This is a genomic window from Pseudoxanthomonas sp. 97-1-1 (genome assembly GCF_057773125.1).
The window spans coordinates 38,435-61,828 of sequence record NZ_JBYMTJ010000003.1; the positions used below are offsets into that span (position 1 = coordinate 38,435).

Genomic DNA, 23,394 nt, shown 5'->3' on the forward strand with positions numbered 1-23,394 from the left:
ATGGGCGTCATCATGTCGTGGGTCGAGGTGTGCGCGCTGGATGACATCCCGGTGCTGGGCGCGCGTGTGCTGGTGCGCGCAGGGCAGGACGACATCGCCCTGTTCCGCCCCGCCGAGGACCGCGTGTTCGCGCTCGCCGACCGCTGCCCGCACAAGGGTGGACCGCTGTCGCAGGGCATCGTGGCCGGCGACACCGTGACCTGTCCGTTGCACGCATGGCAGATCGCGCTGGACAGTGGCCAGGCATGCGCACCCGACGTGGGATGCGCGCGCCGTTTCGACGCGGAAGTGCGTGACGGCATGGTCTGGCTCTGCCTGGCGGCAGCGTCCGACATCCAGGCTGCAGCGGCGGAGGCGTTGGCCTGATGGACGGCGCCGGCACGTTCAGTGTGCGCCGGACGACGCGTTCGACCTGCTGCTACTGCGGTGTCGGTTGCGGTGTGCTGATCCAGACGGAGCATGATGCCGGCGGCGAACGCATCATCGGCGTGGAAGGCGATCCTGCACATCCGGCCAACCGGGGTCGCCTCTGCAGCAAGGGCCTTGCGCTGGCCGACAGCGCACGCAGCTCGCAGGGGCGTGCATTGCTGCCGGAGTTGCGCCATCACCGCGGCGAGGAACGTCGTCCGGTCGACTGGGGTCTCGCGCTCGACACGGTCGCCGACCGGCTGGCGGACATCATCGCGCGGCACGGGCCGGACAGCGTGGCGTTCTATCTGTCGGGCCAGTTGCTGACCGAGGACTACTACGTCTTCAACAAGTTGGCGAAGGGACTCATCGGCACCAACAACATCGACACCAATTCGCGCTTGTGCATGTCCAGTGCGGTGACGGCCTACAAGCTGGCGTTCGGCGCCGACGGCCCGCCCACCTGCTACGACGACCTGGAAGCGGCGAAGACGGTGCTGTTCGCCGGCAGCAATACGGCGTATGCGCACCCGGTGCTGTACCGGCGTCTGGAAGAGGCGCGCGCGCGCGACCCTGATGTGCGCTGGATCGTGGTGGACCCGCGCCGCACCGATACCGCCGCGATGGCCGACCTGCACCTGGCGATCCAGCCCGGCACGGACGTGGCATTGTTCAACGGCATGCTGCATCACCTGGTGTGGGAAGGCTGCATCGATGCGGACTTCATCGACGCGCACACCACGGGCTTCGCCGACCTCAAGCAGCTGCTGCGCGACTACACGCCGCGCATGTCCGCGGACATCTGCGGTATTCCGGTGGCCGACCTTGTCACTGCGGCCGAATGGTTCGGTCGCAGCCGCGCGGCGCTGTCGCTGTACTGCATGGGCCTGAACCAGTCGGTCCACGGCACGGACAAGAATCTCGCGCTGATCCACCTGCACCTGGCCACGCGGCAGCTCGGTCGTCCCGGCGCGGGTCCGTTCTCGCTGACCGGCCAGCCCAATGCGATGGGGGGCCGTGAAGTCGGCGGCATGGCCACGATGCTGGCGGCGCACCGCGAGATCGCCAGCGATGGCGACCGTGCCGAGCTGGAAGCGCTGTGGCGCTTGCCGGCCGGTCACTTGTCCGCGCAGCCGGGGCTCGCGGCGGTGGAGCTGTTCGAGGGCCTGCGCAGCGGGAAGGTCAAGGCGGTGTGGATCGCCTGTACCAATCCGGTGCACTCCATGCCCGACATCGGCCGCGTGCGCGAAGCATTGCAGCGCGCCGAGTACGTGATCGTGCAGGACGCTTTCCGCGGCACGGACACCGTGCCCTTCGCCGACGTGCTGCTGCCGGCGGCGACGTGGGGCGAAAAGGACGGCACGGTGACCAACTCCGAGCGCTGCGTGACGCGCGTGCGCGCCGCGGTGCCGCCACCGGGGCAGGCGAAGGCGGATTTCTGGATCGCACGCGAAGTCGCACGCCGGCTGGAGGCGAGGCTGACGATGCCGGGCGCGCCGGCATTGTTCGATTTCGACGATGCCGGCGCTGCGTTCGACGAGCACTGCCGCCTGACCGCAGGGCGTGATCTGGACATGAGCGGCCTGGATCATGCGCGCCTGGATGCCGGTGGGCCGCAGCAGTGGCCGTTCCCCGCCGGTGCCGTGCAGGGACAGGCGCGCCGCTATGAAGATGGCCGCTTCGCCACGCCGGACGGACGCGCGCGCTTCCATGCCACGCCGTACAGGCCGGTCGCCGAGCCGACGTCCGCGCGTTTTCCGCTGCGCCTGCTCACCGGCCGCCTGCGCGACCAGTGGCATGGCATGTCGCGCACCGGTCGGGTGCCGGCATTGTTCGCGCATGCGCCGGAGCCGGGTCTGCGCATGCATCCGGAGGACGCGGCGCGGCGCGGACTGAAGACAGGCGAGCTGGTGCGCGTGGCCAGCAAGCGCGGCGAACTGGTGCTGCCGCTGGAATTGTCCGACGAGATGGGCTCGGGCACGGTGTTCGCGGCGATGCACTGGAATGGCCAGTTCCTGTCCAGCGGCGGCATCAACGAAGTCAGCCTGCCCGCCGTCGATGCACGTTCGCGGCAGCCGGAACTCAAGCATGCGGCGGTGCGCGTGGAGCGTGCGGACTTCGGCTGGCACCTGCTCGCCGCGCGCCGCGGCGATGCGCTGGCGATGCGCGCCGCCGTGCAGCCCCTGCTCACTCAATGCGGCTACGCCGCGCTCAGCCTGCAGGCAGAGGCCAACGCATCCGACGGTGTTGCATGGCTGGTGGTGCGCGCGGCGTCCGCGTCTGCTTTTCCGCAGCCATGGCTGGCGGCGCTGGAGTCGGCGCTGGCGCTCCGCACCGGGCCGGACACGCTGGAATACCGCGATGCGCGACGCGGCCTGTTGCGCCGCGTCGCGTGGCGCGAGCACGTGCAGGACAGCTTCATCGATGGTCTGCAGTGGATCGACACGCAACCCGCCGCACAGGCCGCGTCGCTGTTGGCGACGGCCATCGCGGGCCAGTCCTGGCAGGCGACGCGCCTGTCCGCGTTCGCCGGCGCCCCCGTGCAGGCACGCGACCCCATCGTCTGCGTCTGCCGGCAAGTGGGCGAATCCGCCATCCGCGCGCAAGTGAAAGCCGGCGCGGATGTCGCGGACCTCAAGCGTGAGCTCGGGTGCGGAACCGTGTGCGGCTCCTGCCTGCCGCAACTCCATCGCCTTGCCGCCGTGCCGGCACGCGCGTGACATCAACCACCCTCTGAGGATGCCGATGCACAACGACTCCCTTCGCATGCGCCAACCGGCCGAAGTGGTGCTGCTGTCGGCAGGTCCGGGCGACCTGGACCTGCTGACCCTCAAGGCCGTCAAGGCGTTGGCCGCCGCGGACGTGCTGCTGCTGGACGAACTGGTCGACCCGCAGATCGTCACGCTCGCGCCGTACGCGCGCGTGGTGCGCGTGGGCAAGCGGGCCGGATGCCGTTCCACCCCGCAGGCCTTCATCTGCCGGCTGATGCGCCGTTACGCACTGCAGGGCTTGAACGTGGTGCGCGTGAAGGGCGGCGATGCGTTGATGTTCGGGCGCGCGGGCGAAGAGATCGCATTCCTGCGTGCGGCGGATGTGGGCGTGCGTATCGTCAACGGCGTCAGCGCGGCCTTCGCGGCGGCGGCGGCGCTGGGCGTGTCGCTGACCCATCGGGAGCATTGCCACGGGGTCACCTTCGTCACCGCGCATACGCACGACCACGGCGAGCCGGATTGGGCGGCGCTGGCGCGCAGCGGTACCACGCTGGCCATCTACATGGGCATGTCGCGGCTCGCATCGTTGGCGGCGGGGCTGCTGCCGCACCTGCGCGCGGACACGCCCGTCGCCATCGTGCAGGGCGCCAGCCGCGGGGATGAACGGCGCGAGCTGACCACATTGCAGGCCCTGCGTGATGCGCCGCCGGTGTTCGACGCGCGGCAGCCCGGCGTGGTCCTGGTGGGGCCCGCACTGGCGGAGGCATTGCACGTCGCGGGGCACGTGGAGCCTGCCGCCGGGGCGATGGCGGTCTGCGGCTGAGCACCGCATGCCTGTGTGGCGGTGATTGGCAATCGCCGCGCGCGCGCACTAGGCTGTCGACGATCCGCCGTCGGCCTTCAGGGAACGGCCGACGAAGTCGCGGCATGGACAGGGAGGCGCAGTGATCGGATACCACGAGGCGTTGGCGCGGATGCGGGAGGGCGCGCGCCTGCTCGCCGTACAGCAGGTCGCGCTCGCCGCAGCGACAGGTCGCGTGCTGGGCCGTGACGTGGTGAGCGCCATCGCGTTGCCGCCGTTCGACAATGCGGCGATGGACGGCGTTGCGCTTGCAGCGGGCGGACAGCCACAGGCCGCCGGGAGCGAGTGGGAGATCGCGGCACGCATCGGCGCGGGCGACATGCCGCGGGACGATGCGGCATCCGCATGGGAGATCATGACCGGCGCGCCGCTTCCTGCGCGCGCGGACATCGTGGTGCCGGTGGAGCGCATCGAGGCACTCGCCGTGCGGGACGCAGGGGCACCGCGCATCCGTCTGCTGGCGCAGGCCGAGCCGGGCGCGAACATCCGGCGCCGGGGCGAAGACGTACCGGCGGGATGCGTGGTGCTGAAGCAGGGCACGTTCGTCGGCGACGCACAGATGTTGCTGCTCGCCGGGCTCGGTATCGATCGGGTCGACGTGGCGCGCCGTCCGCGCGTTGCGGTACTGGCGACGGGCCGCGAACTGGTAGCGCCGGGCCAGCCGTTGCCGCCGGGCGGCATCCATGACGCGACCTCGCCTTATCTCGCCGCTGCCTTGGCGACTGCGGGCGCGGAAGCCGTCCGCGTCGTGCGCGTCGGCGATGAAGTGGCGGATTTCCTGGCTGCGCTCGATACGGCGCTGGCGGACGGTGTCGACCTGGTGCTGAGTACCGGCGCGGTGTCCAAGGGCCACTACGACTTCATTCCGTCCGCACTGGATGCGCGCGGCGCGGAGCGGCGTTTCCACGGCGTGGCGTTGCGCCCCGGTAAGCCGGTGTTCTGTGCGCGGTTGCGCGAGGGGCCCTTGTTCGTCGGCCTGCCGGGCAATCCGCTGTCGACGGCGGTGGGCTTCCGCTTCCTGGTCGAGCCACTGCTGCGCGCATGGCTGGGCATGTCCGTGGAACAGGAATGCCGGTTGCCGCTCGCCACCGCATGCAGCAAACGTGCCGGGGTGCATGCCGCCTTCCATGCCACGCTGCGCTGCGATGGGGAAGGATGCATGCGCGTGCATGTCGACGTGGCGCAGGCCTCGTTCCGTCTGCTGCCTTTCTCGCGATCTTCCGCATGGATCAGCCTGCCTGCCGAAGCGGAGCACGTCGAAGCAGGCACGCTCGTGCAGGTGCATGGCTACAGCCATCTGCGGCCCCCGCCGTGGATCCCGGCATGAATCGGCCGTTGCCCACGTGGCGTGCCGTCCTGCTTGCAGGTGGGCGATCGTCGCGGATGGGCACGGACAAGGCACTGCTGCCATGGGGCGACGGCACGTTGCTGACGCACATGCATGCAGTGCTGCGGACGGCGGGCGCACGCGAGGTCATCGTCAGTGGCGATCGTCCCGGTTTCGACAGCGTGCCGGACACGCAGCCCGATACCGGTCCGATGGGCGCACTGGCACAACTCGCTCCCCGCCTGCGGGACGGCGCCTGGATCGTGGTGCCGGTGGACATGCCGCTGCTGTCGTCTGGATTGCTGCAGGCGCTGATGCGAACGGACGCGGATTGCGCCTGCGTGGAAGCGCATGCCCTGCCGATGGCATTGCGCCTGGATGCCGGCGTGCGCGCCACGCTGGAGGAGATCGGTGGCCTCACGGGACGTGCGTGCTCGCTGCGCGCGCTGCAGCAGCGATTGCACACCGTCCATCTGCCGTCATCGCCATGGAAGCAGGTGCTGCGCAACTGCAATACGCCGGAAGACTGGGTTGCGCTGCAGCATCCGATGTCCTGAGTATCGCCTTCCGATGACCGGGACAGGGCCACTACGCGAATGTGATAGCCTGCAGCCGCAGCATCGTCGCACCAGTACCCACCCGCAAGGTAGGCAACATGGAGCAGAGCGAAGGATCAGCCGTTGCGAGCAAACAGCAGGAGCGCACCGCGTTCCTGTTGCTGACGTTGGTCATCTTCCCGTTGATGGCCGTGCTGATCGTGGCGGGATACGGCTTCCTCGTGTGGATGTGGCAGCTGCTGTTCGCCGGTCCGCCGACGGGACCCTGAGCGATGGACGATGTCCGCTCGATTTCACGTCGTGCCCTGCTGTTCGGCCGCGCGGCGCCCATACCGGCATCCGTCGTCTTCCGTCCGCCCTGGGCCAGGCCCGAGGCTGAATTCACGCGTGCCTGCACGCGCTGCGATGCCTGCGTGCGGCAGTGCCCGCAGCAGGTGCTGGTGCGTGGCGCGGACGGCCTGCCGCGTTTCGACGCGACGGCGGGCGAATGCACGTTCTGCGGCGAATGCGTGGCCGCCTGCGACAGCGACGCGTTCGCTCCTTCCCTCGATCCCCCGTGGATCCTCCTGGCCCAGGTGGCGGATCGCTGTCTGTCCGCGCACGGCGTGGTCTGTGCCAGTTGCCACGACGTGTGTCCCGCGTCCGCCATCCACGTGCCGCCCGCGGCCCGGGGCGCGGCCACCGTCGACGCGGAACGATGCACGGGCTGCGGTGCCTGCGTCGGCACGTGTCCCGTGGATGCCATCACCCTGCAGCACGCACAGGCCACGGAGGCCATCGCATGAGCCCGCCAGGCCCTGAACCCGAAATCCACATCGCCAGCTTCGTGGTCCAGCACCGCGAAAGCGCATCCAAGGCGCTCGCCGCAATGATCGACACGCACGACGATCTCGAACTCGCACTGGCCGGCGATACGCGCAGCGTGGTGATCTGCGAATCCGCCGACCGCCATGCGGTGATGGAGCGCGTGGACCAGCTGCAGTCGGTGCCGGGGGTGTTGAACGTGCTGCTGGTCTACCACCATGCCGAGCCCGCGCATGCGCTCGACGAGCCCCTTCCCAGCCTCTCCATCCTGTCCGCGACCGGAGCCACGCCATGAGCACACGCCGCGAGTTCATCCGCCACAGCGCGCTGGCGACGGCCGCGGCGGCTGCCGGGCTGCCGCTTGCCGGCAGCGGCAGCAACGTGGTCACCGAAGGCGACCGGACGACGCTGAAGTGGGACAAGGCGCCGTGCCGCTACTGCGGCACGGGCTGCGGGGTGAATGTCGCCGTGAAGGAGGGGCGCGTGGTGGCCACCCACGGCGACGTGCATGCGGAAGTAAATCGCGGCATCAACTGCGTGAAGGGCTACTTCCTGTCCAAGATCCTGTACGGCGCCGACCGCCTGACCCAGCCGCTGCTGCGCAAGAAGAACGGCGTGTACGCCAAGGATGGCGACTTCACCGCCGTGAGCTGGGACGAGGCCTTCGACGTGATGGCCGCGCAGTTCAAGCGCGTGCTCAAGGAGAAAGGCAGCGACGCCATCGGCATGTTCGGCTCGGGCCAGTGGACGATCTTCGAGGGTTATGCCGCCAACAAGCTGATGAAGGCCGGGTTCCGCAGCAACCACATCGATCCGAACGCGCGCCACTGCATGGCGTCGGCCGTGGCGGGGTTCATGCGGACCTTCGGCATGGACGAGCCGATGGGCTGCTACGACGACATCGAGGCCGCCGATGCGTTCGTGCTGTGGGGCTCCAACATGGCCGAAATGCATCCGATCCTGTGGACCCGGGTGACGGACCGGCGGCTTTCGCACCCGCACGTGAAGGTGGTGGTGATGTCCACCTTCGAGCACCGCAGCTTCGAGCTGGCCGACATTCCGATCATCTTCACGCCGCAGACCGACCTGGTCATCCTCAACTACATCGCCAACCACATCATCCGCACCGGCAAGGTCAACCAGGCGTTCGTTGACAGGCACACCACGTTCAAGCGCGGCAACGACGACATCGGCTACGGCCTGCGCCCGGAACATCCGTTGGAGGTCAAGGCGAAGAATGCCAAGGACCCGAACGGCGGGCAGCCGATCAGCTTCGAGGAGTTCGCCGCCTTCGTCGCGCCATACACGCTGGACAAGGCCGTCGAGATGACCGGCGCGGAGCGTGGCTGGCTGGAACAGTTGGCCGAGCTGTACGCGGACCCGAAGACGAAGGTGATGTCGTTCTGGACCATGGGCTTCAACCAGCACACGCGCGGTGTGTGGGCCAACAACATGGTCTACAACATCCACCTGCTGACCGGGAAGATCGCCACCCCGGGCAACAGCCCGTTCTCGCTGACCGGCCAGCCGTCCGCCTGCGGCACCGCGCGTGAAGTGGGCACTTTCAGCCACCGCCTGCCGGCCGACATGGTGGTGACCAATCCCGAGCATCGCAGGCACGCGGAAGAGATCTGGAAGCTTCCGCACGGTACCGTCAATCCGAAGGTTGGCTACCACGCGGTCGAACAGAACCGCGCCCTGAAGGACGGCAAGCTCAACGCGTACTGGGTGATGGTCAACAACAACATGCAGGCCGCCGCGAACCTGCGCGAGGAGACCTGGCCGGGCTACCGCAACCCGGACAACTTCATCGTCGTGTCCGATGCCTATCCCACGGTGACCGCACAGGCGGCGGACCTGATCCTGCCGGCGGCGATGTGGGTGGAGAAGGAGGGTGCCTACGGCAACGCCGAGCGACGCACCCAGTTCTGGCATCAACTCGTGAAGGCGCCCGGCGAGGCGCGCTCGGACCTGTGGCAGCTGATGGAGTTCTCCAGGCGCTTCACCACCGACGAGTGCTGGCCAGCCGACCTGCTGGCCGCGAACCCGCAGTACAAGGGCAAGACGCTGTTCGACGTGCTGTACCGCAACGGCAACGTGGACAGGTTCCCCACGACCGACATCGAAGCCGGCTACGCCAACGACGAATCCGCGCTGTTCGGGTTCTACGTGCACAAGGGGCTGTTCGAGGAGTACGCCGCGTTCGGTCGCGGCCACGGCCACGACCTGGCGCCGTTCGACGACTACCACAAGGCGCGCGGCCTGCGCTGGCCGGTGGTGAAGGGCCAGGAGACGCGCTGGCGCTATCGCGAGGGCGCCGATCCGTACGTCAAGCCGGGCAAGGGCTTCGAGTTCTACGGCAACAAGGACGGCAGGGCGGTGATCTGGGCGCTGCCGTACGAGCCGGCCGCCGAATCGCCGGATGACGAGTTCGACCTGTGGCTGGTCACTGGCCGCGTGCTGGAGCACTGGCATTCGGGGTCGATGACGATGCGCGTGCCGGAGTTGTACAAGGCGTTTCCGGCGGCGGTGGTGTTCATGAACCCGGACGATGCGAAGGCGCGCGGGCTCAAGCGCGGTGACGAGATCATCGTTGCGTCGCGGCGGGGCGAGATGCGCTCGCGCGTGGAGACGCGCGGCCGCAACCGGATGCCGCGCGGGCTGGTGTTCGTGCCGTGGTTCGATGCCGGGCAGCTGATCAACAAGGTCACGCTGGACGCGACCGATCCGATTTCCAAGCAGACCGACTACAAGAAGTGCGCCGTCAGAGTCGTGGCCGCCTAGGAGTACGCCCGTGCAGAACAAGCATCTCTGGATCGCGGTTGGGCTGACCGTCGCCCTGATGGCGCTGGTCTTCGTGGCGGGATGGATGACAGGTCGCCCGGACCGGCACGAAGCGCCGGTGGCGGCGGTATCCACGCCCGTGGACGCGCGCGCGGTCTTCGTGCCCGGCGCGGGTCAGATCGATGCCCTCCGCCGCGGCGTGCCGGTGGACAAGGAGGGCCATCCCCCGCCGATGGCGCACGTGGAGAACGCCGACCTGAAGCGTGCGCGCGCCTACCCGATGCAGCCGCCGACCATCCCGCATGCGATCGACGGCTACCAGGTCGACAGGAACAGCAACCGCTGCATGCTGTGCCACGCCCGCGCCAACGCGGCCACCTTCCAGGCGCCGCCGGTCAGCGTGACGCACTACATGGATCGCGACGACCAGTTCCTGGCGACCATCTCGCCGCGACGCTACTTCTGCAACCAGTGCCATGTCGTGCAGACCGATGCGCCGGTGCTGGTGGCGAACCAGTTCCGCGACATCGACAGCGTGCTGTCGCCGCCGCCGGCCGCGAAGGAGTAGCCCATGTGGTCACGGACCAAGCAGCGGGTGTCGGGCCTGTGGCGCACGTTGCGCCTGCCCAGCCGCCATTACAGCCTGGGTTTCCTGACGGTGGCCGGGTTCCTGGCGGGGGTGATGTTCTGGGGCGGGTTCAACACCGCGCTGGAGGCGACCAACACCGAGGCGTTCTGCACCAGCTGCCACGAAATGCAGGACAACGTCTTCGAGGAACTGAAGACCACCATCCACTACACCAACCGCTCGGGCGTCCGCGCGACCTGCCCCGATTGCCACGTGCCGCACAACTGGACCGACAAGATCGCGCGCAAGATGCAGGCATCGAAGGAGGTCTGGGGCAAGCTCTTCGGCACCATCAACACGCGCGAGAAATTCCTGGACGAGCGCCTGATCCTGGCCACGCACGAGTGGAACAGGCTGAAGGCGAACGATTCGCTGGAGTGCCGCAACTGCCACGACTACGATTCGATGGACCTGACCCGCCAGGGCTCGCGCGCGGCGCAGGTGCACAAGCTGTGGCTCGGCACCGGCAAGAAAACCTGCATCGACTGCCACAAGGGCGTCGCGCACCACCTGCCCGACATGACGGGCGTGCCGCAGGGGTGATGGCCTACAGCCGCGCGGCTTCGGCGCGGGCGCGGATCTCGGCGAAGGTCCAGTCGCGCAGCAGGCGGCCGTCTTCCCACACGGTGACCATGGCGTCCTCGTAGCCGGCGGGTTTTTCCACGTCATCGAGCGATGCGGCGGCCGGTGGCACGGGCACGGTACGGAAGCCGCCGTACTCGCGGTGCAGCAGCAGCGTCATCCGGCCACGCTTGCTCTGCTTGCCCTTGTCGGTGACGGGATCCTTGTAGACGTCGATCCATGCACCGTCGACGCGCGCGGCGGAGCACTTCAGCGCGAACTTCTGCGTGTCGCGGTCGAGACGCTGCAGCAATGCACCGCCCATGCCGAAGGCGAGGTTGTCGGTGGCGTAGCCGGCACTGGTGATGCGTTCCAGGATCGCGCGCAGGCTGGTGGGGTTGATGCCGTCGCCCTGGATCACACGCACATGGTTGAGCACCCGGTAGCCCTTGCCATTGACCGTGTGGCCGAAGGCGTCGTCCAGCAGTTCCAGGCACTGGTGCACCACTGCGACCGGGTCGCCGGAATCGGGGCGGATCACCACCGTCGCGCCCGATGCGATCACCTCCTGCCGCAACGTGGTACCCCAGTGTTCCCTGATGGCATGGAAGATGTCGTAGCTGTCCGACACCACCGCCACGATCGCGCCGGGCTTCGCGAACTGCCGCAGCATGTTGCGGTAGGCATCCACCTCGTGTTCGCGGCCCCAGCTGGTGATCGTGCTGTGTTCGGCCGCCGGGATCGAAAAGCCGGCCATCGGCTCGTGGTAATGCGCTTTCGCCAGCACCAGGCCCGACACGGTGTCGGTACCGAGGAAGTTGACCAGGTGCGCCGCGCCGCCGAGGGCGGCGGACTCGACGCTCGAGACGCCGCGGCTGCCGAAGTCGTGCAGCTTGAAGGGCAGCTGGCCGGCCGGATCGTCGCTGGTGCGTTCGAGGAACTGCCGGATCGTCTGCTTGGCGTGCCAGCTGATGGTGGCCACGGTGATCGGGTACCAGATCCGCAGCAGCATCGTCTCGACGTACGACGGAACCCAGAATGCCTGCGGATCCGTGGATTCGATCGTCATCAGCGCCTGGTGCGTGGGCACCACCGTGCCTTCGGGCACGGCGCGGATGCGGAGGGGCAGGTGGCCGCCATTGCGGTCCACGATGTCGCGCCAGCCGGCCTCGTTGAACGGCTCGCCGTGCGCGGCGAAGACGTCGCGCGCCTGGTCCACGTCGGCGTGGGTCACGGGGTGCGCCAGGTACTCCTTCAGGATTGCCTGCAGGCCGAAGAACACCATGCGGTCATGGATGCCGCCGCGCGATTCCACGTAGAAGAACGTGGCGTCGGTGCCTGGCGGGTACTGCAGCCAGTGGCTGGCCTTGTAGCTGTCGGTGTTGAGCAGGAGGTTGCTCAGGCATCGCATGGCGGGGGTTCCGCGACCGTGGGGTGCACAGTGTCGCAGCCGCTGCCGCGCGATGCCACGCGTTGGCGGCGTTCGCGCCGTGGCGCCTACCGTATCCCTTCCCGCGGCGATGTTCCGCGTGCGCCTCGATCGGGCGTCGCCTTGCCGTGGGCGACAAGCATCGCATCCAGTCGCTGCTGCACATGGTGGCGGTCGTGGTGGGTGGCGTCGCCCAGGATGTCAAGCGCCAGCGCTTCGAACTGCGGCCAGAACTGCGCCTCGTGGCGGAGGTGCTGCAGCCAGGGCGGCAGCATTGCCGCCAGGCGATCCAGGTCCGCGTCGAGTTGCGCGCGCGATTTCATGCCGGTGCGCGCGGCCAGCGCGCCTCCACGCGATGCACGGTGCCGTCGTCCACCAGCGCGAACCGGACACCGGGTTGCTCTGCGCCGTCCACCCGCAACGTCGCCATGCCGCCATCGACCTGCTGCACGGAGATGATGTACAGGCTGCTCCCGAAGCGGTAGCGAAGTTCGTACGCCGGCCAGTCGCGTGGCAGGCAGGGCGCGAGTGCAAGCTCGCCACCGATGCGCTGCAGTCCCAGCAGCGACTCGGTCAGCAGGCGGTACATCCAGCCGGCGGAACCGGTGTACCAGGTCCAGCCGCCGCGGCCCACATGGGGCGCCACGCCGTAGACATCGGCGGCCAGCACGTACGGCTCCACCTTGTAGAGGGCGGTCGAGGCGGGATCCTGCGCGTGGTTGATGGGGTTGATCATGCGCGCCAGTTCCCATGCGCGCTCCGTGTCGCCCTGGCGCGCGAACGCCATCGCGGCCCACACCGCAGCGTGGGTGTACTGGCCGCCGTTCTCGCGCACGCCCGGCACGTAGCCGCGGATGTAGCCGGGATCCTTCGGCGTCTTGTCGAAGGGAGGATCGAGCAGCTGGATCAGGCCCGCCTCGCGCTTCACGAGGTAGCGGTCCAGCGACGCCATGGCCTGCGTGGCGCGGGCCGCATCCGCCGCACCCGACAGGACCGACCAGCTCTGCGAGATCGAATCGATCCTGCATTCATCGCTCTGGCGCGAGCCCAGCGGCGTGCCATCGTCGAACCAGGCCCGCCGGTACCACTCGCCGTCCCAGGCATGCGCTTCCAGGTTCCCGCGCAGGCGCTCGGCGTGCTCCGCGCATTCGTCGGCGAATGCCTCATCGCCGCGCAGGCGCGCAACGGCGATGAAGCGCTGCAGCGTGTCGTACAGGAAGAAGCCCAGCCATACGCTTTCGCCACGTCCCGCTTCGCCGACGCGGTTCATGCCATCGTTCCAGTCGCCGGTCGCGATCAGGGGCAGGCCGCGCTCGCCGAGCAGGCTGCAGCCACGCCGGAGCGCCAGCACGCAATGCCGGTAGAACGACTGCCGCAGATACGACGTCGCGGGCATGTCGTAATAGGACTCCTCGTCGGGATTGACCGGGCGTCCGTCGACGAAGCCCACGTCCTCGTCCAGCACGCTGGCATCGCCCGTCACTTCCAGGTAGCGGCAGATCGCGAACGGCAGCCACAGGTAATCGTCCGAACAGCGCGTTCGCACGCCGCGTCCCTGCGGGGGATGCCACCAGTGCAGCACATCGCCCTGCGGAAACTGGTGGGCGGCGCACAGCAGCAGGTGCGCGCGGGTCAACGCGGGCCTGGCATGCAGCGTCGCCATGGTGTCCTGCAGCTGGTCGCGGAAGCCGAACGCGCCGCCGGACTGGTAATAGCCGCTGCGTGCCACGTAGCGGCATGCGAGTGTCTGGTACATCAGCCAGCCATTCACCAGCGCATCCACGCTGGGGTCGGGCGTGCTGACCTGCACCGAGGTGAGCAGCCCGCGCCAGTGGATACGCACGGCGTCCAGGGCATCGTGTGCGCGCTGCACGCCCTGCACACGCCGCGCGAGTTGCAGGGTTTCTTCGTGGTCCTTGCCCATGCCCAGCCGGAACACCGTCTCCGACGCTTCGCCATCGAGCAGGGAGAACGGCACCTGGATGGCGGCGCAAGGATCGAGCCCCACGCCCAGGCGGCCGGACAGGCGCTCGCGCTGCATCGCCGCCGGAGCGCCCATGCTGCCGTTGCGTCCGAGGAACTCCGTGCGGTCGCCGGTGAAGCTGCAGCCGCTGGCGTCGGTGTCGAAGAAGGCGACCCGGCCGCCGAACTCCGTGTTGTAAGGGTTGCGCGCGGTCAGTACGCCGCTGCCGGCATCCTGTTCGGTAATGACGTGCATCTGCGACTTCACGCGCAGGTCGCCCAGCACCCATTCCACGAAACCGGTGGCGGAAAGCCGGCGTGCGCGGCCGGACAGGTTGCGCACCTTCAGTACCGAGTACTTGACCGCATCCTCGACCGCCACGTACACCCACAGTTCGCTGGCGATCCCGTCCTCGACATGCTCGTACACGCTGTAGCCGAAGCCATGGCGCGTGCGGTATGCACCGCGCCCCCGGCATGGCAGCGGCAGCGGCGACCACACCTGCCCGGTGTCCTCGTCGCGCAGGTAGAACGCTTCGCCACCGCTGTCGGCGACCGGATCGTTGTGCCACGGTGTGAGACGGAATTCGTGGGCGTTCTCGAACCACGTGTAGCCGGCCATGCTTTCGCTGACGACCGTGCCCAACCGGTCGTTGGCGAGTACGTTGGACCACGGTGCCGGTGTCGGACTGCCTTCGCGCGTGACGATCACGTACTCGCGTCCATCGGCAGCGAACGCGCCGGTGCCGTTGTCGTGCAGGAAGGCGGTGGCCACCGCTTCGAATGGCCACGCATCGTCGCCTTCGTCGACATCGGCGGGCGGTGGCAGTCCGGTCGCGGCTTCCAGTTCCGGAAGCGCTGCGCGTTCTTCCCGCGGACCTTCGGCCAACAGCGTCGGCATCAGGCGTTCGGCCGGTTCGCGACGGCCGATCTGGGATGCCAGCGAGCCCGACTGGTCGCTGACGATCACCCGCGCCACCGATTGCAGCAGGATGCGGTCCTCCTGCGACATCTGGTGGCCGGGGCGCACGAAGATGCCGCCCGGTCGATCCAGTACGTTCGCCTCCGGATCGGCCGAGATCATGCCCAGGATCTGGTCCTGCAACTGCTGGCGATAGCCGGCCTGGCTCTCGTTCCAGATCACCAGGTCCGCGCGCAGGCCCTTCAGACGCCAATAGGCGTGCGCCTGCACCATCTGGCGGACCAGGTCGATGTTGTCGGCATCGGAAATCTGCAGCAGCACGATGGGCAGGTCGCCGGAGATCGCGTGGCCCCACAGCCCGGACTGGCCGCGCTGGTTCTGCAGCAGCACGTCGGCATCGGCGCGCAGCAACGGATGTGCGTACACGATGAGGCCGGCCAGCCGCTCGTAAAGCTGCGCGTCGGCCTGGGAGGCGTTGATCTGGCGCCTCACCACCTGGCTGTGGGTCCATGCCAGGTCGAAGACGCGGTCGGCCAGGCGGCGGTCCCGGTACTTGTCGATCAGGTCTGTGCACGCATCGCGGTCCAGGCCCACGCCGTGGACCATGTCGATCATGGCGGTCTGTCCCGGCGCGAGTTCGATCCGGCAGCGGATCGCCACGATGGGATCCAGTACCGAGCCTCCGCTGTCCGAGAGCGCCTCCTGATCCGTGAGCGCATGCGGCGAGCGGGGTGTGTTGCCACGGCCCAGGAAGCGTGCGCGGTCGGTCTCGTACGAGATCGTGCTGATGTCGGCATCGTGCACCGCCACTAGGTGGAACATCCACGGCGGCACTTCATCGTGCGCGCGCGGCCGGCGCGTGCACAGCAGTGCCTGCTTCTCGCGCACGATCTCCGATTGCACGAACAGGTTGCTGAAGGCCGGGTGCAGTTCGTCGGCAATGGCGGGCGCCAGCACCACCTCGGCATACGTGGTGATCTCGATGGTGCGCGTGCGCCGGCTGCGGTTGCTCAGGCGCAACCGGCGTAGTTCGATGTCGTCCTCGGCGGAAATGGCGATCTCCAGATGGCTTTCGTAGCCGCGCTTGCGTCCGCGGAACTCGGCCTTGGCATCGGAGAAGATCGCTTCGTACTGGTCGACCGGCACACACGTGGGTTGCAGCGAGGTGGACCAGTACTCGCTGCTCTCCACGTCGCGCAGGTAGCAGAAGCTGCCCCAGTTGTCGCGCGTGCCGTCCTCGCGCCAGCGCGTGACCGCCATGTCGCGATGGCGGCTGTACCCGCCGCCGGCACTGGTCAGCAGGCCGTGGTAGCGCCCGTTGGAGAGCAACTGCACGGCGGGGCGCGAGGTGCCCGGGTCGCGGAAGATCCGCAGCTGGGTTTCCGACTCGGTCGGCGCGGCGCGCGTGCCGAGCGTTTCGGCTTCGTGCGGGTGGAACACGCCCGTATGCGGGATGCGTTCCTGCAGCAACAGCAGGGTGGCCTGGAACTCGGCATCGGCGACGAAGCGCCGCTGCATCGGCTGCTGGCGCAGCAGGTGGACGAGCGAAAGGAACCCCATGCCCTGGTGATGGGCCATGAAGGAGCGCACCACCACGCACTCCTGTCCGGGCGGAACGCGGGCCGGCGTGTAGTCGATGGCTTCGTACAGTCCGAAGTGTCCACCGAACCCCAGCGCATCGAGCCGCTGCAGGTTCTGGCACGCGGCTTCCGGCGCCACCATCAATGCCATCATGCTGGCGTACGGCGCGATGACCAGGTCCTGGCCCAGCCCCCGCTTCAGGCCCAGCCCCGGCACGCCGAACGCACGGTACTGGTAGTTCATGCGTGCGTCGACGGTGTTGTAGCCCGACTCCGAAATGCCCCACGGCACGTCATGCCGCGCACCGTGCGCGATCTGCGCGTCCACGGCATGTCGCGACGTCTGGTCCAGCAGCGTGTCCGGGTAGCTGGGCATGACGAGCTGCGGCATCAGGTATTCGAACATCGAACCGCTCCACGACAGCAGCGTGGCGTCGCCGTTGACCTCGGTCAGCAGACGGCCCAGCGCGAACCAGCTTTCCTGCGGCAACTGGCCCTGCGCGATCGCGACGAAACTGCACAGGCGCGCCTCCGAGGCGAGCAGGTCGTAGAAGCCGCTGTCGAGCCGGTGTTCGTCCAGGTTGTAGCCGATCACGAGCAGGTGGCGCGCGCGGTCGTAGAGGAAGTCGTATTCCATCAGCGAGAACTGCCCGGCGATATGCGCCAGGCGTTCCAGCTGATGGATCCGTTCGCGCGCGCGCCGGCCTGCCAGCGGGCTGGCGGACCCGTCCTGCAGTTCGCGCAAGGTCGGAATGCGCTGGCCATCGCTGGTACCGGCGTCGGGAAGCAGGAACTGCAGTTCCGCATGCGCGGATCGGCAGCCTTCGACCAGTGCCGTCGGCCAGTGATGGGGATGCCCACCGTCGGTGTCGGGCATCGGCCATGCCAGCGCGATGTCATCGGCATGCGCCGCCAGCCGGGCCAGCACGCGTTCGGCTTCCTCGACGGTCGCGGGCGGTTCCCGTTGCGCCTGCGCCAGTGACGTACGGAATGCGTCCAGGGCAGCAGGCAGCGTGTCGCCTTCCTCACGCACGCCCTGGCGCGCGTCGTCCAGCACGGCCAAGGTATCGGCCAGTCCGGTGAACGTGCCGGGCGCCAGCACCGGCGCGTCGACCAAGGCCAGCAGGCCCTGGCGCAGCGTCAGCAGATGGCCTGCCAGATTGCCGCTGTCGACGGTCGAGATGTACGCCGGCGGCAGGGGTTGCAGCGTCGCGGTGTCGTACCAGTTGTAGAAGTGCCCGCGATGGCGTGGCAGCGCATCCAGTGTGTCGAACACCAGGCGCGTACGCGCCATCACGCCGCCGGTCTGCAGGTAGCCGAAATCGTGGGCGGCCAGGTTGGCCAGCAGCGACAGCCCGATGTTGGTGGGTGACGTGCGCCGCGCCACGACCAGCGTGGGATGTTCCTGCACGTTGTCGGGCGGGAGCCAGTGATCCTCCGCGCGCACATAGGTTTCAAAGAACGCCCAGGTGCGGCGCGACAGCTTCCCGAGGAACACCAGCTGCGTGGCGGACAGCTTCCCGTCGCGCTGGCCGGGCGGGCGCCCCAGCCACGCCATGATGGCCGGCGACACCAGCCAGAGCGTCAGCAGCGGGGCTGCGACCCACAGCGCCGCCGGCTGTTTCAACGCCAGCAACGCGGCGATGGCGGCGGCGATCAGAGGGGCCGGCGCCATGCTCAGCAGTTCGGCCTTGATGCCGCTGCCCAGGCTGCGCTCCACCTCGCTGGACGGATTCCATTGCAGCAGATGCCTGCGCGTGACCAGCAGGCGCCACAGCGTGCGTACGATGGCGCCCAGGCTGAAGAAGGCTTCGTAAGGCAGGCAGGCCACGTTCACCGCGGCGCGCAGCAGTTGCCGCAGGCTCGATCGGCCCACCTGCAGCAGGTGCGTTTCCAGCGGCATGTCCACCGGGATGGCGAAGACATCGCGGAGGGCGGGAACCAGCACGGGCAGTGCCCAGAGACTCAGCAGCCATGCCGTCCACACGAGCGGATCGGGCGAGAAGAGCCAGCCCAGCACCAGCAGCACCGATGTCGCCGCCGGCACCAGGCTCCGGCGCAGGTTGTCGAGCAGCTTGCCGCGCGACAGCCACGACAGCGGGTTGCGCTCACGCCCGCCCCCGTGGCGCGGCACCCAGGGCAGCAACCATGGCAACAACTGCCAGTCGCCGCGGATCCAGCGATAGCGCCGTTTCACGTCGGCCGCGTAGCGCGACGGATAGTCCTCGAACAGGCGCACGTCGCTGACCAGACCGGCACGCGCATAGCAGCCTTCGAGCAGGTCATGGCTGAGGATGCGGTTGTCGGGGAAGCGGTCGGCGAGTGCGTGCTCGAACGCATCCACGTCGTAGATGCCCTTGCCGACGAAGGAGCCTTCGCCGAACAGGTCCTGGTACACATCCGAGACCGTGCGCGTGTACGGATCGATGCCGGGCTCGCTGCCGAACATGCGCGCGTAGCGCGAGTTCGGCCGCCCGCTGAGGCTGGTGCCGACGCTGGGCTGCAGGATGCCGTAGCCGCGCACGACGCGGCGATGATGCTGATCGAATGCCGCCTGGTTGAGCGGGTGCGACAACGTGCCGGCGAACTCGCGCGCCGCATCGCGCGGCAAGCGCGTGTCCGTGTCCAGGGTGATCACGTAACGCACCTGCGACAGCACGCCGGTGTTGCCGGTCACCTGCAGGAACTCGTCCGTGTTTCCACCGCGCAGGAGCCGGTTCAGGGCCGCCAGCTTGCCGCGCTTGCGTTCGTAGCCCATCCAGCGCCGCTCGCGCGCATTCCACTGGCGTGGCCGGTGGAACAGGAAGAACAGGTCGCCGCCGCCAACCTCCGCCCGCTCCGGTGCATAGCGCCGGTTGAGTTGTTCGATCCGTTCCGCCGCACGCGCGACCAGGGCGGCATCGCCCGGCAGCGAGGCATCGTCCGCATCCAGGAAATCGGTGAGCAGCGCGAAATGCAGGTGGCGGTCGCGATTGGCCAGGAAGCGCACTTCCAGCGCCTCGACGAGGCTGTCCACGCCTTCTGCACTGCCCAGCATGCTGGGCACCACCACCAGCGTGCGCGATGTCGCCGGGATGCCTTTGGAGAAATCCATCCTGGGCAACGGCCTTGGCGGTACGAGCAAGGTCGCCGCCCAGTTCACCAGCGCGATGCCCAGTTCGCTGAAAGCGAGCAGGGCGAGTGCGGTCAACAGCCAGATCGGCACGCCCTGGAGGGGGGATCCGGCCGTCAGCAGACCGTAGGTGAACAGTCCGATGATCGCGGCGATGGGCGTCAGATAGGCCAGCAGGGGAATGCGGCGCGGACGCAGGCGTACCCGTCGCCCGCCGGCGAGGAACTCCGCCACCGCAGCCTGGGTACGGGCAACGCCGTCGTCCACGAGATAGAAGCCGACATGGGCCTGGTAGCCCATCGGATCGGACGCGGCGGCGGACTGCGCCAGTTGCAGGGCGATGTCCGCCACCTCCTTCTCGCCGACGTCGGCCAGGCGGGCGATCTTCTCGACCACATGCCGATAGCTGTCGCGCGTGCTGAAGTCCATCAGCGCATAGGTGCGGGCTGGGTCTTCGCGCAGGGTGCGCTCGACCACGCTCATGTCCTCCACGAACTCCCGCCAGTCCATGTTCGCCAGGAAGCGCAGGCTGCCGATGCTGTTGCTGATGGACACCTGGTCCGCCGCCTGCTGCTGGCTTTCCAGGTGGACCAGTTCCTCGATGCGCTGGCCGCCGTCGGCGACCCACTGTTCAAGCCAGGTGATCGGCATGGACGACACGCCGCCACGCCCCTGCAGGCCGCGCATCAGTTCGGAAACGAACGCGCCGGTCAGCGGTGGATCCGAGCGCGCCATGTCGGCGATCACCAGCACCACGTCCTTGGGGCTCTCCGCTGCGGTGCGGTTGAGCTGCCCGGCCCATTCGCTGGCCAGCCTGTGGTCGGCGCCATCGCGCATCACGCGCACCGCCATGCGGCGCAGATTGTCGATTAGCGCCAGCCGCAACATGATCGGGATGGCCCAGAGCTCGCCGAGCTTCAGCGGGGTGATGGACTGGTAGGCGGCGAAGAAGCGGCTGAGGGTTTCCGCATCGATGCGGCCGTCGCCGTGCGCGATCGCTTCCTGCGAGAGGTCGTAGACGCGCGGCAGGCCGGATGAAGGACCCTGGCTCAGCGAGGGAAGCTGGCGGCTGTAGCCCTTGGGCAGATGCCGCCGCGCGGTGAGTACCTGTTCTTCCACCAGGTAGTAGTTGTCCAGCAACCACTCGCCGGCCGGCGTGATGCGCATGTCGTCCTGGACCATCCGCGTGAGCAGTGCGCAGACGTCATCCAGCAGGCCTTCGTTCTCGCCCAGACGGTCAAGTAGCCGTTCCGGCCCCGGACGCGTGTGTATCCGGTGCGCGCGCGCCAGCGCGCGGCCGTGCATTTCCATCTGCTCGACGTTGAACAGCTGCGAGCGCAAGGGTGCTTCCGCACCCAGGGGCTTCTTGGTGGCCGCGCGGCGCCATCGCCACAAGCGTCGACGCAGGCGCAACCAGTGGCTGAAGACCCTCCAGACCTGGGGCATCGGAAATCCTGTGAGGGCGGGGCAACCGACGTGGAGCCCATCCTTGCATGCACGTCGGGACGCTGACGTGAAGGGGGTCAGTGCGTGAGGCGGAAGCTGCGGCAGCGGGCCTCGGACCCCGCCGCCCACGAGCTGGGATTCTTGCCAGAGTGCGGGGTGCCCCGCTGCTGCTGCTCGTTCCATCCCCGGGACGGGGCAGGGTGATCCGAATGTCCGCTACATGGTTGCGGGGGCGGCATGACGTTGTGTCGCCGCCAGGGGAAACCGGATCTCGATGCCGAAGCCATGGCCATCCAGTCCGGTACCGCAGTGCAGCCGGCCACCGTGCGATGCGACCACCCGTTCCACCAGCGCCAGGCCCATGCCGACGCCCTGCACGCCATGGCCGCGACCGACACGGGAGAACCGCTCGAACATGCGCGCGTGTTCGCTTTCGGGGATACCGGGGCCATCGTCGGCCACGACCAGGGTGGCCGCATGTTCCGATCCACTGCTCCCGATCCGCGTTTCGACGCGCACGCGCGTACCCGGCCCGCCGTGGCGCAGGGCGTTGTCGATCAGGTTGCGCAGCAGGATCCCCAGATCGTCGATGTCGCCGTGCACGGGGGCATGGCCCACATCCAGCTCGATCGACTGACCGTTCCGCGCTGCAGACAGGCCGAACTCATCGGCCACCATCCCGGCGACCAGCGCAAGGTCCACGTCCTGCGCGCGGGTGCTGGCGACACCGGCGTCCACCCGTGCTGCATCGAGCAGTTGCTGCGCGAGCCTCGAGGTGCGCTCGATGCCCGCGATGAGGTGATCGAGGGCGTCGCGCGCGTCGTCGCGGTCGTCAGCGTTCTGCAACACCTGCGCCTGGGCCAGCAGCGCCGCCAGCGGGGTGCGCAGCTCATGCGCCGCTTCGCCGAGGAAGGCGCGCTCATGCTGCAGCGCCTGTGCCAGCCGCATCATCAACTGGTTGAACGCCCGGATCAGCGGCGCGAACTCATCCGGCAGGCCGCGTTCGGGAATCGGCGCCAGGTCCAGCGATGTCCGCGTCGCAATGGCGTCGCTGAGGACGAGCACCGGCCGCAGCGACCAGTGGATCACCGACCAGATCGCCAGGCCGATGGCGCAGAGCAGGAGAAGCGCCGTGCCCAGGCTCGCGCCCAGCCACTTCCGCAACTCCGCCTGCAATGCGGACTGCGGCAGGCCGACCTGCACCTGCACCCGATGCTGCGCGTCGCTGACGGCGAACACGCGCCAGGCGGCACCGGCGATGGTGACCTCGGAGAAGCCGTCCACAAGGCTCGCGACCATCGCATGCTCCGGCGCCGGTCGCGACGACATCAGGCGCCGGCCGGTGCCGTGCTCCCAGACCTGGAAGCCGAGCGCGGCGAACTTGCCGTTCGCGGGCATCGAGGCGGTATCGAGTTCGAACGGCGCCTGCTGGCCGGCGGCCGTGATGTCCGAGGGCAGGGATTGCAGGATCTGCTCGGCGACATTGCGCAACATGCCATCGGCCTCGCCGCATTGCCGCGCGGACATGTCCAGATACTGCAGCGCGAACCCCGTGGACCAGGCAACCAGCAGGACGGCAGCCATCGCGACAAGCAGCCGCGTACGCAGCGCGCGCATCACGCTTCGTCCCCGGCGCGGTAACCGAGACCGACTTCTGTCACCACCACGCCATCACCCAGCTTCCGCCGCAGCTGGTGCACGTAGACCGCGACCACATTGCTGCCGACCTCCGTGCCACCGCGGCAGAGGCAGTCCTGCAACTGGTCGCGGCTCAGCACGCGGCCACGCGCCTCGAACAACACCTGCAGGATGCGGAACTCGTTGGCGCTCAGGCCGATGCGCTTGCCGTTGAGATACGCGGTGCTCGCGCCGGGGTCCACCTCGACGTCGCGCCAACGCAGTACCGGCGTCACCTTGCCGCGCGTGCGGCGCAGCACCGCGCGAAGTCGCGCCAGCATTTCGCCGCGCTGGAACGGCTTGACAATGTAGTCGTCCGCGCCCGCATCGAGGCCGCGGATGCGGTCGCTCAGCTGGTCGCGCGCGGTGATGATCAGGACGGGCGTCGCGTCGTGGCGCTCGCGCATTGTCGCCAGCACATCCAGTCCGGAACCGCGCGCGAGGCCGAGATCGAGCAGCACGGCGACGAAACCGTGGTCGACGAGCGCGGCCTGCGCCGATCGCGCGTCCTCGTGGCGCACCACGCGCCACCCTTCCTGCCCGAGTGCTGCCGTCAATGCCCGGCCGAGCATGTGGTCGTCTTCGACGAGGAGGATCGTGTCCATGGTGGAGGCGGTCTGCGAA

16 protein-coding genes are annotated in these 23,394 nt (G+C 68.5%); 11 read left to right on the forward strand and 5 right to left on the reverse strand.

Translation table 11 applies throughout. From position 1 onward, the window contains the following. The 11 genes from nirD to AC3DET_RS12110 all read left to right on the forward strand — a co-directional run bounded on the left by nirD (position 1) and on the right by AC3DET_RS12110 (position 10,624). Positions 1-366 carry a nitrite reductase small subunit NirD gene (gene nirD, locus AC3DET_RS12060; protein ID WP_488391763.1) on the forward strand — a complete coding sequence of 122 codons (366 nt, stop codon included), beginning with the start codon at positions 1-3 and terminating at the stop codon, positions 364-366. Next, entirely contained in the window at positions 366-3,128 is a 2,763-nt protein-coding gene (locus AC3DET_RS12065; protein ID WP_488391764.1) for a nitrate reductase, read from the forward strand. The genes nirD and AC3DET_RS12065 overlap by 1 nt, the downstream gene beginning before the upstream one ends. 64 nt (positions 3,129-3,192) lie before the next feature. Beyond that, positions 3,193-3,942: a uroporphyrinogen-III C-methyltransferase gene (gene cobA / locus AC3DET_RS12070; protein WP_337731930.1), complete on the forward strand. Its 750-nt coding sequence runs from the start codon at positions 3,193-3,195 to the stop codon at positions 3,940-3,942. Between the two features lie 121 nt (positions 3,943-4,063). Next, the gene (locus AC3DET_RS12075) at positions 4,064-5,308 is read left to right on the forward strand and encodes a molybdopterin molybdotransferase MoeA (RefSeq protein ID WP_337731852.1); all 1,245 of its coding nucleotides are present in this window, start codon (positions 4,064-4,066) and stop codon (positions 5,306-5,308) included. Further along, positions 5,305-5,865 (forward strand): molybdenum cofactor guanylyltransferase, encoded by a 561-nt coding sequence (gene mobA / locus AC3DET_RS12080; protein ID WP_488391765.1) that lies wholly within the window; start codon positions 5,305-5,307, stop codon positions 5,863-5,865. Before AC3DET_RS12075 ends, mobA begins: the two co-directional genes overlap by 4 nt. Before the next feature lie 98 nt (positions 5,866-5,963). After that, on the forward strand, positions 5,964-6,134 hold the full coding sequence (locus AC3DET_RS12085; protein WP_488391766.1) for a periplasmic nitrate reductase, NapE protein: 171 nt from the start codon (positions 5,964-5,966) through the stop codon (positions 6,132-6,134). A gap of 3 nt (positions 6,135-6,137) precedes the next feature. Beyond that, positions 6,138-6,650: a ferredoxin-type protein NapF gene (gene napF / locus AC3DET_RS12090; RefSeq protein ID WP_337731849.1), complete on the forward strand. Its 513-nt coding sequence runs from the start codon at positions 6,138-6,140 to the stop codon at positions 6,648-6,650. Next, positions 6,647-6,964, forward strand: a complete 318-nt coding sequence (locus AC3DET_RS12095; protein ID WP_337731848.1) for a chaperone NapD — start codon at positions 6,647-6,649, stop codon at positions 6,962-6,964. The genes napF and AC3DET_RS12095 overlap by 4 nt, the downstream gene beginning before the upstream one ends. After that, positions 6,961-9,453, forward strand: coding sequence for a periplasmic nitrate reductase subunit alpha (gene napA, locus AC3DET_RS12100; protein WP_488391767.1), 2,493 nt, complete (start codon positions 6,961-6,963; stop codon positions 9,451-9,453). The genes AC3DET_RS12095 and napA overlap by 4 nt, the downstream gene beginning before the upstream one ends. A 10-nt stretch (positions 9,454-9,463) precedes the next feature. Continuing rightward, complete coding sequence (locus tag AC3DET_RS12105) at positions 9,464-10,021, forward strand: nitrate reductase cytochrome c-type subunit (protein WP_488391768.1); 558 nt, start codon at positions 9,464-9,466, stop codon at positions 10,019-10,021. A 3-nt stretch (positions 10,022-10,024) separates the two neighbouring features. Continuing rightward, complete coding sequence (locus AC3DET_RS12110; RefSeq protein ID WP_337731845.1) at positions 10,025-10,624, forward strand: NapC/NirT family cytochrome c; 600 nt, start codon at positions 10,025-10,027, stop codon at positions 10,622-10,624. A gap of 4 nt (positions 10,625-10,628) precedes the next feature. Here the strand turns inward: AC3DET_RS12110 and AC3DET_RS12115 are convergent, their stop codons facing one another. The 5 genes from AC3DET_RS12115 to AC3DET_RS12135 form a co-directional block, all read right to left on the reverse strand. Next, positions 10,629-12,053 (reverse strand): nicotinate phosphoribosyltransferase, encoded by a 1,425-nt coding sequence (locus AC3DET_RS12115; RefSeq protein WP_488391769.1) that lies wholly within the window; start codon positions 12,051-12,053, stop codon positions 10,629-10,631. Positions 12,054-12,139: 86 nt separating this feature from the next. Beyond that, a complete protein-coding gene (locus AC3DET_RS12120) occupies positions 12,140-12,394 on the reverse strand; it encodes a hypothetical protein (protein ID WP_337731843.1) in 255 nt (84 codons plus the stop codon). Beyond that, entirely contained in the window at positions 12,391-21,093 is an 8,703-nt protein-coding gene (locus AC3DET_RS12125) for a glycoside hydrolase family 94 protein (protein ID WP_488391770.1), read from the reverse strand. Before AC3DET_RS12125 ends, AC3DET_RS12120 begins: the two co-directional genes overlap by 4 nt. A 216-nt stretch (positions 21,094-21,309) precedes the next feature. After that, complete coding sequence (locus tag AC3DET_RS12130) at positions 21,310-22,710, reverse strand: HAMP domain-containing sensor histidine kinase (protein WP_488391771.1); 1,401 nt, start codon at positions 22,708-22,710, stop codon at positions 21,310-21,312. Then, positions 22,710-23,375: a response regulator transcription factor gene (locus tag AC3DET_RS12135; protein WP_488391772.1), complete on the reverse strand. Its 666-nt coding sequence runs from the start codon at positions 23,373-23,375 to the stop codon at positions 22,710-22,712. Before AC3DET_RS12135 ends, AC3DET_RS12130 begins: the two co-directional genes overlap by 1 nt. Positions 23,376-23,394 lie beyond the last annotated feature (19 nt).